The 13906-nt window shown below is 27.2% G+C and carries 16 protein-coding genes; 14 read left to right on the forward strand and 2 right to left on the reverse strand.

Annotated features, from left to right (window positions below):
- Positions 1–28: 28 nt before the first annotated feature.
- From I4U58_RS03445 to I4U58_RS03470, 6 genes are all read left to right on the forward strand, one after another.
- Positions 29–718 carry an energy-coupling factor ABC transporter permease gene (locus I4U58_RS03445; RefSeq protein ID WP_330593223.1) on the forward strand — a complete coding sequence of 230 codons (690 nt, stop codon included), beginning with the start codon at positions 29–31 and terminating at the stop codon, positions 716–718.
- Positions 718–1038, forward strand: a complete 321-nt coding sequence (locus tag I4U58_RS03450; protein WP_195929647.1) for an energy-coupling factor ABC transporter substrate-binding protein — start codon at positions 718–720, stop codon at positions 1036–1038. Before I4U58_RS03445 ends, I4U58_RS03450 begins: the two co-directional genes overlap by 1 nt.
- Positions 1039–1101: 63 nt before the next feature.
- Complete coding sequence (gene cbiQ, locus I4U58_RS03455) at positions 1102–1800, forward strand: cobalt ECF transporter T component CbiQ (RefSeq protein WP_195929648.1); 699 nt, start codon at positions 1102–1104, stop codon at positions 1798–1800.
- Positions 1793–2608, forward strand: coding sequence for an ABC transporter ATP-binding protein (locus tag I4U58_RS03460; protein WP_195929649.1), 816 nt, complete (start codon positions 1793–1795; stop codon positions 2606–2608). The genes cbiQ and I4U58_RS03460 overlap by 8 nt, the downstream gene beginning before the upstream one ends.
- Before the next feature lie 162 nt (positions 2609–2770).
- Positions 2771–3205: a 2-oxo acid dehydrogenase subunit E2 gene (locus I4U58_RS03465; protein WP_195929650.1), complete on the forward strand. Its 435-nt coding sequence runs from the start codon at positions 2771–2773 to the stop codon at positions 3203–3205.
- Between the two features lie 54 nt (positions 3206–3259).
- The gene (locus I4U58_RS03470) at positions 3260–3679 is read left to right on the forward strand and encodes a hypothetical protein (protein ID WP_195929651.1); all 420 of its coding nucleotides are present in this window, start codon (positions 3260–3262) and stop codon (positions 3677–3679) included.
- Between the two features lie 85 nt (positions 3680–3764).
- Here the strand turns inward: I4U58_RS03470 and I4U58_RS03475 are convergent, their stop codons facing one another.
- Positions 3765–5126, reverse strand: coding sequence for an MATE family efflux transporter (locus I4U58_RS03475; RefSeq protein WP_195929652.1), 1362 nt, complete (start codon positions 5124–5126; stop codon positions 3765–3767).
- A gap of 86 nt (positions 5127–5212) precedes the next feature.
- Between I4U58_RS03475 and I4U58_RS03480 the strand changes: the two genes are divergently transcribed.
- From I4U58_RS03480 to I4U58_RS03515, 8 genes are all read left to right on the forward strand, one after another.
- Complete coding sequence (locus I4U58_RS03480) at positions 5213–5662, forward strand: MerR family transcriptional regulator (RefSeq protein ID WP_195929653.1); 450 nt, start codon at positions 5213–5215, stop codon at positions 5660–5662.
- Positions 5663–5854: 192 nt separating this feature from the next.
- Positions 5855–6229: a GntR family transcriptional regulator gene (locus tag I4U58_RS03485; RefSeq protein ID WP_195929654.1), complete on the forward strand. Its 375-nt coding sequence runs from the start codon at positions 5855–5857 to the stop codon at positions 6227–6229.
- Positions 6222–6920, forward strand: a complete 699-nt coding sequence (locus tag I4U58_RS03490) for an ABC transporter ATP-binding protein (RefSeq protein WP_195929655.1) — start codon at positions 6222–6224, stop codon at positions 6918–6920. Before I4U58_RS03485 ends, I4U58_RS03490 begins: the two co-directional genes overlap by 8 nt.
- Positions 6914–7741: a hypothetical protein gene (locus tag I4U58_RS03495; RefSeq protein WP_195929656.1), complete on the forward strand. Its 828-nt coding sequence runs from the start codon at positions 6914–6916 to the stop codon at positions 7739–7741. The genes I4U58_RS03490 and I4U58_RS03495 overlap by 7 nt, the downstream gene beginning before the upstream one ends.
- A gap of 502 nt (positions 7742–8243) precedes the next feature.
- Entirely contained in the window at positions 8244–9710 is a 1467-nt protein-coding gene (locus I4U58_RS03500) for a PH domain-containing protein (protein WP_195929657.1), read from the forward strand.
- A gap of 176 nt (positions 9711–9886) precedes the next feature.
- Positions 9887–12130: a UvrD-helicase domain-containing protein gene (locus tag I4U58_RS03505; protein WP_195929658.1), complete on the forward strand. Its 2244-nt coding sequence runs from the start codon at positions 9887–9889 to the stop codon at positions 12128–12130.
- 89 nt (positions 12131–12219) lie between these two features.
- On the forward strand, positions 12220–12984 hold the full coding sequence (locus I4U58_RS03510) for a patatin-like phospholipase family protein (RefSeq protein WP_195929659.1): 765 nt from the start codon (positions 12220–12222) through the stop codon (positions 12982–12984).
- A gap of 143 nt (positions 12985–13127) precedes the next feature.
- Positions 13128–13652 (forward strand): peptidylprolyl isomerase, encoded by a 525-nt coding sequence (locus tag I4U58_RS03515; RefSeq protein ID WP_195929660.1) that lies wholly within the window; start codon positions 13128–13130, stop codon positions 13650–13652.
- A gap of 61 nt (positions 13653–13713) precedes the next feature.
- Here I4U58_RS03515 and I4U58_RS14075 read toward each other — a convergent pair.
- The coding region (locus I4U58_RS14075; protein ID WP_347708158.1) for a hypothetical protein at positions 13714–13906 on the reverse strand (193 nt) is incomplete at its 5' end.

A 13906-nucleotide genomic window follows, 5' to 3' on the forward strand; every position in this document is an offset into this window, starting at 1 on the left:
ATTACAAAAGACTAATGTGAAATGGTGTATGTTAGCAGCATTTATGCTAGTATTAGCTCCGACAGTTTCAGGCGCTATGCATATTATGGAAGGATTCTTACCAGTAAAATGGGCAGTAATTTGGTATGTACTATTTATACCATTCTTTGTTGTAGGTTTAAAAAATATAACAAAAGTAGTAAAAGAACATCCAAAGAAAAAATTATTGCTAGCTTTATGTGGTGCATTTGTATTTGTGCTTTCAGCATTAAAAATACCTTCTGTAACAGGAAGTTGCTCACATCCAACAGGGGTAGGACTAGCATCAATATTATTTGGACCTAGCGTAACAGTTGTATTAGGAACAATAGTGTTATTATTCCAAGCGTTATTATTAGCTCATGGGGGAATAACAACTTTAGGCGCAAATGCATTTTCAATGGCGATATTTGGGCCAATCATATCATATTTAATTTGGAAATTATGCAAAGATAAAATCAATAAAAATGTTGCAGTATTTTTAGCAGCATCAATAGGAGATTTAGCTACATATACTTTAACTTCATTACAATTAGGGTTAGCATTCCCTGATCCAGTTGGTGGATTTGCAGTATCTGCTATTAAATTCTTAGGAATATTCTTTATAACTCAAATTCCAATAGCAATAGCAGAAGGGTTATTAACAACTATAATCTATAACTTTATAACTGAAAATGAAGATAAGGAGGTACTAGCATAATGACAACTCATGAAACAAAATCAAAAAAAGGTAATAGTACAAAATTAAATATAATACTATTACTATTAGTATTAGCTATAATAGTAGTGCCTCAAGTAATACAAAGTGATGCAGAATTTGGTGGAGCAGATGGTGAAGCTGAAGCAGCTATCACAGAAATAAATCCAGATTATCAACCATGGTTTAGCAGTTTCTTTGAACCAGCTAGTGGAGAAATCGAAAGTTTACTATTCGCATCTCAAGCAGCACTAGGTGCTGGTATAGTTGGTTACTACATAGGAGCTACTAGAACTAAACATAAAATGAGGGAAGAAAAATAATTTATAATACATTTAGTTTAAGGTATTAGTGAATTCAAATAAATTTAGAAAGAAGATAAATTAATGATAATAGATGATTATGCTTATAAGAATAAATTATTTAAGGTTAACCCTAATATAAAATTTAGTGTAGGTATGTTATTTTTAATAATATCATTAATTAGTCCTTACAACATATTATCAGTATTGATAATATTAGGTATGAGTATTACAATAGTTGGAATTGCCAAAATAGAGGTAAAAGACTATATACATTTTATAAAAATACCATTTGCATTTTTATTAATAAGTATAATTATGATTTTAATAAACTTTTCAACTGATAAATCGATTTTACTTCATTATATAAAAGTGGGAAATTTATATATAGGTGTTTCTAATACATCTATAGACACATCTATACATTTGTTTTTCAGGGCATTGTCTTGTTTAACATGCATATATTTTATAATGTTGACAACACCTTTTAATCAACTTATATTTATATTCAAAAAATTACACTTGCCAGATGTAGTTTTAGAGATATCAATGCTTATGTATAGATTCATATTTATATTTATGGAGGAAGTATTAGATATAAGAACTTCCCAAGAACTTCGCTTTGGATATATAAATTTAAAAAATGGATACCATTCATTTGGGCTTTTAGTAAATATGTTATTCAAGCGAATGATGATAAGATATGATGAAATGAGTATAGCCTTAGATATGAAATTATTTGATGGTACATTCCATATAGTAGGGGATAGTAAAGATGTTTAAAATAAATAATTTAACATATCAATATGATAAAACAAGAAAAGCACTCGACAATGTAAGTATGGACTTTAATAAAGGTGACATTATCGGAATCATTGGATCTAATGGTTCTGGCAAATCAACTTTATTTAATAACCTTATGGGGATATTAAAATCTACAGAAGGAGAAATACTCTATAATGGAGAACAAATAAAGTATGATAAGAAAAGCTTATATAATCTAAGAAAGGAAGTTGGAATAGTATTTCAAGATCCTGAAAAGCAGATATTTTACTCAATGGTTTATGATGATATAGCTTTTGCACTTAGAAATATAGGTATGGATGAAAAAACAATAAAAGATAGAATCCATACTGCTTTAGAAGCAGTCAATGGTTTACAATTTATAGATAGACCAGTTCATAATTTGAGCTTTGGTCAAAAGAAAAGAGTTGCAATAGCATCCGTAGTAGCTATGGAAAATAAATTAGTATTATTAGATGAACCTACAGCAGGTTTGGATCCAATAAGTACTAGAGCTATTGTAGATATAATAAAAGGTCTTAATGATAGAGGTGTAAAAATCATAATATCAAGTCATGATATGAATTTAATTTATGAAATATGTGACTATGTATATGTACTGAATCAAGGAGTTTTAATAAATGAAGGTACAAGAGCTGAAGTTTTCGTAAATGAAGAAAAAATAAACGAAGCAGGACTTGAGTTACCTTGGCTTGTAAAACTTCACAAAAATATGGGATTACCTCTATTTCCAAAAGAAGAAGACCTATACAGCTTTTGGAATAAACAAGCACAGAAGACTGTATAAATGAGAACGCCCTCAACCTATTTTATGACAAAATAGTTTGAAAATAAAATAACCCTTAACCTATAATAGGTACCCCAGGATTACTCCAAAAATCTCTGGGGATTTTTTTTATACTTTTCTAGATAAGCTATACTTTGTATAACTTTAATAATGTATATAATAATGATAAAGGTATTTTCAGAAGGACTAAAATATGCTCCAAAATTAAATGCACATATATCTTATAATAAAGATACAAAAGAAGGTGAAATAAGAACTATAGAAAATATAAATGTAAATATGCCTTGGATTTTACCAAGTGGAAAAATGATGACAATAACTATATCTAATATTGGTTCAACATATAGAGAACAAAGGGGAACAATTTCAATGTTAGATATTATTCCACCACAGGTTTGTGTGATTGGATTTGTTGCAATTCAAGAAAAGCCGGGAGTATATACAAATGAACAAGGAGAAAAAACTATTGGAATTAGAAAAATACTTCCAATATGTATTGCATTTGATCACAGAGCATTAGATTTTGGAGAGGTTATACCATTTATAAAAAAACTAGATAGCATATTTGAAAATCCAGATATAATAGGCGAATTGTAATGAAAATTTAAAGTAAAAGGGGGTGTCATACTAAGAAATAGAGCGATGCCCTTTTTGTTAAAAAAAATAAATCCCAAGTTCAAAAGATCTTGGAATTTTTTGTATAATAATTGTATGGCCAAACACAATACTATACAAGTAGATTATACTATTTCAAAAAATAATTATCAATTAAAATCATTATTAAATATTGATTCTTTAATACCAAAAGATGATTCTGTGAGGTTGTTAAGTCAAATTATAGAGGAGATGAATTTAGAAAAATTATATCAGACTTATTCTCGTATTCGAGGAAATTCAGCAACCCCAAGACAACTTTTGAAAATTGTAATATACGCAAATATGAATAATATATCCTCATTTATATTAAAATGTGAAAATGATTTTGGAATCAAAGTAATTTACAAAAATAAGATTAAAAAGTATCATTTGAAAAAACTCTTAAAAAAGCTTAAACGCTTATCAATTAAATAAAATATAGTTTTTGTCCATGATAAAGGAAGAAGGAAATTACTTATTCAAAAACAGATAAAAGCAACATCTTCTTTTTACTTTAAGGTTATGCGGCCTCTAATTCTTTTTTAGCAAACATATTATCATACATATATTCTTTTCTGTATTTATAAATATAAATTAAAGATATAAGTAAAGTAACTATTTCTGCAAAAGGAACTACCATCCATACTCCATTTACTCCGAAGAAGTTAGGGAATATAATCATTCCAACTATAAATAATATAAATGTTCTAAGTGATGATATAATAGCAGACACTTTCCCATTAGAAAATGCAGTAAACATTCCAGATGCAAATATATTTATACCATTAGATAAAAAACCAAATGAGAATATCATAAAAGCATTTTTTGTAATACCGAATAAAGAGCTTTCTTTTGGTGTAAATATAGTTATAAGAATATCAGCATTTTGTCTAGATAAAACAAATGTAAATACTGCGAATACAGAAATTATAACTAAACTATACTTTATAATATTCTTTAACTGATTTTCATTTCTACTTCCATAATTAAAACTTATTCTAGGTTGCACACCAGAAGTGAATCCCATATAAGCTGAGTTTAACAATAATTGTATATATAAAATTATAGTTATTGATGCGACACCATCTTCACCTAATAATTTAATTAAAACTATATTATATACAAATGTTGTAATACAGTTTGATATTTGTGTAATCATTTCTGAGTAACCGTTGGAACAACAGTTAGCTATTATATCAAATGTCAATTTTGGTTTAACACAATGTAGAGTATGGTTTTTATTTAAGAAATAGAAAACTCCTATAAATGAAGGAATTGCATATCCAATACAAGTTGCAATAGCAGCTCCTCTTATACCCATATTTAATTTAACTATAAATATATAGTCTAAAATTATATTTACTATACCACCTAATAAACTACTGAATAATCCAAGTTGTGCAGCCCCTGCTGTAACAAGGAAATAATCAAAAAAGAATTTTAATATTATAAATGGTGTAAATAATATCATGAAAAGTAAGTATTCCTTACAATAAAAATATAATGCATCAGTTGAACCAAGAATATAAATTATTTGTTTCATAAAAATAATCGTTATAACTTCGATAACGATACCGATTATTAATGCACTAATAGTGATTAATGTGAAATTTTCTCTTGCCTCATCGATTTTGTTTTCACCAAGTTTTTTTGCTACTATAGCACTTCCTCCCGTTGCAAACATAGTTCCAACGCCTAAAACTAAATATATAACAGGATATACTATATTAACTGCAGATAAGGCACTAGCACCTACAAACCTAGAAATAAACATACCATCTATAATTGTATATAGAGAAAAACATATCATCATTATTACTGTTGGCAAAGTATATTTAACTAAAGATGTAAGTGTTATTTTGTTTTGTAATGTATTGTTCATATAACCTCCTTGAAAAAAGTATTAAGTTTTTATATAGTATATACTAAAGTATTCTGTTACAGGATAGTCAATAGGAGGATTGAAATTTGAAAGATAATTACTTTTCAACTGGTGAGTTTGCAAAATTATGCAATGTTAATAAGAAGACTCTTTTTCACTATGACGAAATAGGACTTTTTAAACCTGAAATAGTTAAGGAAAATGGATATAGGTATTATTCTATTTATCAATTAGAAATTTTTGATATGATCTATACACTTAGAGATTTAGGTGTTCCATTAAAAGAAATCAAATCATTTATGGATAAAAGAAATCCAAATAGTGTAGTCGAACTTTTTGAATATAAAACTAATGAAATCGAAAATGAAATTAAATTACTTAGACGAAAACAAGAAATAATGTCTAATAAAATGAAACTTATAAAACAGCATAATTTAGAGATTATAGGTTATTCATATGAAGAGGTATTACTAGATTTAGTATCAGTACAAGAGATGAATGACTATATAATAAAAGTTTCTATTCAAATAAAATAATATATTTTTTAGATAAAGTATAAATAGAGGTAGGATGTTAGACATAACATACCTACCTTTTAAAATGTTAGTAATTAAGGATTTTATAGAAAATTTACAAATAAAAAGCTACATGATGTAATACTTGACAAATAAAAAAAATAATAATATCATTGTATTAAAGTATTAATACAATGATGAGGAGGTGTTAATATGAAATGGCAGATAGATAATAATAGACCTGTTTATATACAACTAGTTGAGCAACTAAGAATGAAGATAATTTCAGGGGAAATTGAATTAGATTCAAAGTTAGATTCTGTTAGAAGTTTAGCAGCAGATGCTATGGTAAATCCAAATACAATGCAAAAGGCATTAGCTGAGCTAGAGAGAGAAGGATTTGTATATTCAAAACGAACTAGTGGAAGATTTGTAACAGATAATAAAGAATTAATAGAAAAAGAAAGAAAAAATTTAGTTAAAGATAATGTAAAAAAAACATTGGATACTTTAATTAATTTGGGTTATACGAATGAGGAAATTCTAAATTTAGTAGGAGAAATCTTGAGGGAGGATAATAATGAATAATATAGTAGAGTTTAAAAATGTTTACAAGAAATATGGTAAAACAGATGCATTAAAAGGAATTGATATAAAAATTCCTAAAGGAAAAATAGTTGGGCTTTTAGGACCAAATGGAAGTGGAAAAACAACTATGATAAAAATAATAAATGGTTTACTTACAACAACTGAAGGAGAAGTTCTTATAAATGGTATGAAACCAGGTATAGAAACTAAAAAAATAGTTTCATACTTACCAGAAAGAACTTACCTTAATGATTGGATGAAGGTAAAAGATATAATTGATTTCTTTAAAGATTTTTATAAAGATTTTGATGAGGTTAAAGCTCTTCAAATGTTAAGAACTTTAGACATAGATGAAAATAGAAGATTAAAAACTCTATCAAAAGGGACAAAAGAAAAAGTTCAATTAATATTAGTTATGGCTAGAAAAGCTGATTTATATATATTAGATGAACCAATTGGAGGAGTTGATCCAGCCGCAAGAAGTTTTATATTAGATACAATACTTAAAAATTTCGATGAAAATTCAACTTTACTGATTGCAACACATTTAATAAGTGAAATAGAAAATATATGTGATGAAGTTATATTTTTATCATATGGAGAAATTGCTCTACAGGGTAATGTAGATGAAATTAGAGCAGAAAAACAAAAATCTATAGATGCTTTATTTAGGGAGGAATTTAGATGTTAGGAAAATTGATGCAATATGAAATTAAATCTTGCGGGAGAATATTTTTTCCATTTTATATAATGGGATTGATATTTTCACTTATAGCAGCATTATTTATAAATTTTGATAACTATGAACATAACTTTTCAGTACTATATATAGTAGGTATATTTGCAGGATTGGCATTATTTATAGCTGCAATTGTATTAACTATACTTCTTATAGTTCAAAGATTTAATAAGGGGCTTTTAGAAGATGAAGGGTATTTGATGTTTACGCTACCGGTAAGTCAAAAAACTTTAGTACTATCTAAATTCTTAACATCATTATTATTTATTATTTTAACATCAATTGTTGGAATGATTTGTATAGCTTTAGTTTCAGTTATGGTTGGATATAAAATGAGTGATGTTATAGATATTGGTTATGGTTTAAAAAATATGGGCTCTATTCTTTCAAAAAATGCAGGCGGAATTTTATTTTATATTTTAAGTTATATAGTAAATTATTCAGTATTTATATTAACAATATATTTAGCAATAACAATATGTCATCTACCAAAGCTATCAAAACATAAAGTATTATCAGGTTTAGTAGCTATGATTGTATTAACTATAATACAGTCTGCTATCGGAGGTATTTTTGATTATTTTATGACTAGTTCAAGAGTTGAAGCAATTGTGAATTTAGATATATTATTTTTAAATGTAGATAAACTTTTTGGAACGATATTATCTGTTGGAAGTTATGAAATTGGGATATTGATATTAAATGTTGTAATTGCATTAGCATTATTCTTTGGAACAACTACTTTATTAGAGAAAAAACTTAATTTAGAATAAAAATTGATTGAGTTGAAATATATAGAATTAATATTTTAAAAAGAGATAAAATCCGATAATAATTATGAATTGTTATCGGATTTATAACATGTATTTATAAAAAAGAAGGTGGAAATTTTGGAATATGAAAGGCTGAACAAAAAAGCTATAAAATGTATGTTTTTAGGAACGCTTATTCAGTTTATAATAGCTAGTACAATTTTAGCTGTTATAGGGTGGTTTTTTAAAGGTATTATACCTATGATAATTCAGTATATAATACTAGGTTTAATTATTTTGGATTTAATATATTTGCTAGTGTCTCCAAAGGTTAGATACGAAAGTAACTACAGCTGGAGGAGATATAAATATATCTTTTTTAGAAGATGATAAGGCAGATTTTATAGCAGAATCATTAAAAAATAAAATTAATGAAATATCTATAAGTCAAAAAAGTAAAAAATTAGAAGATATAAATAAAAGTTCAAAATCGGGAAGTAATTTATAGGAAGGTGTTGAAATTATGGAGAGTAAATTTAGATGCCATCCAAGTATTATTTTAGAAAAAGTCGCAGGGGTTTTATCATTTTTTATAATAATCTTTATATCAAATATAGATGATGTAGTTGATATATTAGAAACAGGAAAATTTCAAGGGAATATCATACTTTTGATAGGTACAGCAATATTAATATTAGATGCAATTTATAATTTCTTAGTATGGAGAAAAACATATATAAGTATACAAGATGGTACTATTGTATTAGAAAGAAATACTATAAATAAAAAGATAAATACTTTTGGAATAAAAAATATTGCAAATATAAATATAGAACAAAATATATTTGAAAGAATTATATCTACATGTAAAGTAAAAATAGATACTGATAGCCGTTCTACAGCAGATGAAACTGATATAGAAATTGTACTCAAAAAAGATATAGCAAATGAATTTAAGAAGCGCATAATGCAGTCTATAAACAAATCAAAAGGAAATGAAGATAGTCAAGAAAGTTTAGAAAATATGTATTATGAAGTTGAGGATTATGATGAATATATAGATTACGATATAAATTATTCAAATGGAGATATCTTAAAACACTGTTTTTACAATATTGGAATAATTGAATTGCTAATCAATATAGCAGTTTTTATTGGAGTATTTATATATGGAATAAATCAAGAGGATCATACACTAAAAAGTATTATAATACAAAGTATCATAATAATAGCAAATTTCGGTTCTATATTTAAAAATTTATTTGGTGATTATATTAAATACTATAATTTTAAATCTCTTAGAAAGAATGATAAAATTTACTTAAACTATGGGCTTTTCACAAAATCGGAATATTCTATACCAGTTGATAGAATAAATGCGATAAATATAAATCAAACTATTTTATCTAGAATTTTCAACAAGTATAAAGTAGATATAAGTGTGGTTGGTGTAGGGAATGATGAAGATGAAGTATCACAAATAATTCTATTTGAAAGTAAGGATATGTTGGTAGAACGATTTAATTTATTGTTGCCAGAGTTTAATTTAAAGATAGATTTTAACTTTGAAAAACAATCAAAGAAAACCTTACTAATAAGCCTTATAAAATCACTTATAATAATGGGTATTGTAGATTTAATAGTATTTGTAATCTACGAATTAAATTTATTTACAAATATGCAAGTAATATTGATTGGAAATTTAATATTAGTAGTATTTTTATTAGTGTTTTATATTATGAAATATAAAACAGCAGGGATTTTTCTAGATGATGATTTTGTATCAATTGTTTCTGGTAAATTTTCAAAAAGTATAAATATAATTAAATATAAAAAAATACAATACATAAAAATTTTACAAGGACCTATAAGTAAGACTTTGGGGTTACAACATGGAACAATACATATACTTGCTGGTTTACTTGATAATGACAGAAAAATTGATTATTACAATGAGTCAATTTTTGATAAGTTAAGTGAAAAAATATAGATAATAAATATATTAAAAAAATATATCCTTTAAACAGTCATGTTTTATTGATGTTTGAAGGATATTTTTTATTTTGAACTAAATTTTTTGGACTAAATATCTTTCATTTATTTATTAGATGGTCTAAAATATGTCTATACTCTAAATAATAGATTTATTAGAAACGGAGGCAAATAATGATTTTAGAAACAATTAAAATGCTGAACCCTGCACAGAGGGAAGCTGTTGAGCAAACAGAAGGGCCGATATTAATCCTTGCTGGAGCAGGTTCAGGAAAAACTAGAGTTTTAACTACTAGAATAGGATATTTAATGCAAGAAAAAAAGGTAAAAGCTGAAAATATTTTAGCTATAACTTTTACAAATAAAGCAGCTAATGAGATGAGGGAAAGGGTAGATGAAACATTAAAAGATGAAGATACTAGTGCAATGTGGATTACAACTTTCCACTCTTGTTGTGTTAGAATACTTAGAAAATCTATAAATAAAATAGGATACAATAGAAGTTTCGTTATATACGATAGTGCAGACCAAGTTACTCTTGTAAAAGACTGTCTAAGAGAATTAAATTATAGCGAAAAGGCTATGGATCCTAAATATATAATAAGTGTTATATCAAATGCGAAAGATAAACTTATAAATCCAAAACAATTTAAGGAGAAATATCAAGGTGATTTTGCAAAATCAAAAATTGCAGATGTGTACGCACTATATCAAGACCGTCTAAAAAGAAATAGTGCACTTGACTTTGATGACTTAATCTCAAAGACAGTAGAACTTTTTAGAGAACATGAGGATGTATTAGATTTCTATAGAAATAGATTTAGATATATAATGGTAGATGAGTATCAAGATACAAGTAGGGCACAATATGAACTTGTTAGATTACTTGCACAAGGACACCAAAATATATGCGTAGTTGGGGATGATGACCAAAGTATATATGGGTGGAGAGGTGCCGATATAAGGAATATACTTGAATTTGAAAGAGATTATGATGATGTTCATGTAATAAAACTAGAACAAAACTATAGATCTACTCAAATTATACTTGATGCGGCAAATTATCTAATTAAAAACAACATAGAAAGAAAAAGAAAAAGACTTTGGAGTGAAAAGAAAGAAGGGGAATTAATAAAAATTCAACTATCAGAAAGCGAAGTCGATGAGGCAGAATTTGTAGCTAATACAATTTCAGCTATGGTTAGAGCAGGAGAAAGACAATATAAAGATTTTGCTGTTTTATATAGAGCCAATGCACAAGCAAGACCAGTGGAAGATGCCTTAAATAGAAGCCAAATTCCATACAATATCTACGGTGGAACAAAGTTCTATGAAAGAAAAGAAATAAAGGATATGGTAGCTTATTTAAGAGTTATCCAAAATCCACAAGATGATATATCTCTAAAAAGAATAATAAACGTTCCTAGAAGGGGAATAGGGCTTAGAACTATAGAAAAAATAGAAGATAGAGCCAGCTTAAAGGAAGAAAGTTTATATTCAGTACTAATAGATATCGATGGAAACTCAGATATATCAAGAAAAGCAAAAGCTAGTATAAATGATTTTGTAGATATGATGTCGACATTTAGAAGTCTTAAAGAAATATATCCAGCAAGTAAAATGATAGAAAAAGTTATGGATATAACAGGATATTTAGATGAATTAGAAAAAGACAAAAGTGAAGAATCTCAGGATAGAATAGAAAACTTAAAAGAATTTATATCTGTAGCTATGGAATTTGAAAGCAAAAACGAAGATGTTAGTTTAGAATCTTTCCTAACAAATGTTGCTTTAACTTCTGAACCAAATGAAGAAGAGGAACATGCAGATAGAGTATCATTAATGACTATACATTCAGCAAAAGGGCTTGAATTCCCGGTTGTATTTTTAACAGGTATGGAAGAAAAACTATTCCCTATAGCAAGAGCGATTGCATCTATGCAAGATACTCAAATAGAAGAAGAAAGAAGACTTTGTTATGTTGGAATAACAAGAGCAAAAGAAGAGTTATTTATGACTATGACTGGAAAGAGAACTCTATATGGAAGAACTAATCACTCTGTTGCATCTAGATTTATTGAAGAATTACCAGATGACTGTATAGAAAGATTAAATAGAGTTCAAAAAGAAATACCATACTCAAAAGCTAGCTATAATATGCTTGATAAATACACTAAAAAGTATATGAACTCTGTCAATAAAGCAGAAATAGCGAAAAAAGCACAAGCAACTATAAAAGAAAAAACTGATGTATCAGATATAGATAATATAAAATTAGGAAGTAAAGTACACCATCCAAAATTCGGAACAGGTACAGTAGTAGCATTAAAAGGGCCAGATGTTACAATAGCGTTTGATAATCAAGGAATTAAGACAATAAATAAAGAATATACTACAATAGATTTAATTAAAGAATAAGATTTAAGGGATGGTATTTATATAATACACATCCCTTAAACTTTATCATAAAAATATTTAGTTTATAAGGTAGAATAGGGGGAATAAATATGACAATAGGAGTGTGTCTACCAGGAGGAGGGGCAAAGGGTGCCTTTCAGGCTGGAGTGTTGGAATCACTATATAATAGGGGACTTAAAAGATATGATTCATATGCCTGCACATCAATTGGAGCAATCAATGGATACTACTTATACACAGGAAATGTGGATAAAATGAAAAAAATGTGGATAAGTGGAGAAAATAATGCTGGAAAATGTTTTAATTCTGTTGATAACATTATTGATAATAGTAGAGATATAAAAAAATTATACGAACTAAAAGACTACAAAATTCGAGAAAATTCGAGTTTTTACATTAATTATCTTCAAGTCAGAAACAAATCTGGTAAAGAAATTATTGTAGATATATCAAAACTTAACCATAAAGATAGAGTAAATTATATAAAATATAGCTGTGCATTGCCTTATAATCAAGAAAAAGGGCTATTTTCGATTCAAGAAGTTAAACAGTATATTGAAAAAGGTAAATTTGATGGATTTAATTTAGATGGAGGTATGGCACGAAATACATATATCGATCCATTAATTGAGGATAATGTGGATAAAGTCCTAATAATATCCACAAGGCATAATTTTGAATTACCACGAAAAGTAATGCAAAAAATAGACTCAAATAAAGTTATAATTATATCACCGAAAGCAGAAATAGATAATAAAGATTTATTAAACTTTTCACCTGAGTTTTGTTCAAAACTATATAAAGAGGGATATGAGATGGGTTTAGAATTTGATTTGAACTTATTACAAACTTAATTATAGAAAAAATTGGAATTGTTCATATACACTTAAAAAATAAAAATTATTATAAATTAGAATGGATAAATTTAAGATTTATTTTTCAATAAAATGTTATATAATAAGATATGAAAATGAACAAATGAAAGGAAGTAATCAATATGGAAAATAAAAACCCTATAGTTACAATAGAAATGGAAAATGGAGATAAAATGGTAGCTGAATTATACCCACATATAGCTCCTAATACAGTAAACAACTTTATAAGCTTAGTAAACAGTGGATACTATGACGGAATAATATTCCACAGAGTTATAAAAGGATTTATGATACAAGGTGGTTGCCCTAATGGAAACGGAATGGGTGGACCAGGATACTCTATAGCTGGAGAATTCGCAAGCAATGGATTCACAAATAACTTAAAACATGAAAAAGGTGTTTTATCAATGGCTAGAACTATGCAACCAAACAGTGCAGGTTCTCAATTCTTTATAATGCATGCAAGAGCTCCACACTTAGATGGAGAATACGCTGCATTCGGTAGAGTAATAGAAGGTTTAGATGTTGTTGATAAAATAGCATCAGTTAGAGTAAATAGAATGGATAAACCACTTGATGACCAAAGAATAAAATCTATGACAGTAGAAACTTTTGGAGTTGAATATCCAGAAGTTGAAAAAATGTAATTATAATTAATTTTGACAATAAAATACTATTTACATTTTTTCAAACTTCATTTAAAATATTTTAAAGAGTCTTAAAAACACAAAACACAAAAACACAAAACACATAACACACACCTGAGTGACAAGGCAAAATATAAACTGTAAATATAAGAAAAGCTATTGCGAATATATTCGTGGTGTATCCACGAGAAGTACAAACTCTTAAAACACTGTCTTCCGCACGAGATGTTTCTACACCATTAGTCAACATTAAT

It is taken from the genome of Clostridium sp. 1001270J_160509_D11, from assembly GCF_015667935.1.
In the GTDB taxonomy this organism is placed as follows: Bacteria; Bacillota; Clostridia; order Peptostreptococcales; family Peptostreptococcaceae; genus Intestinibacter.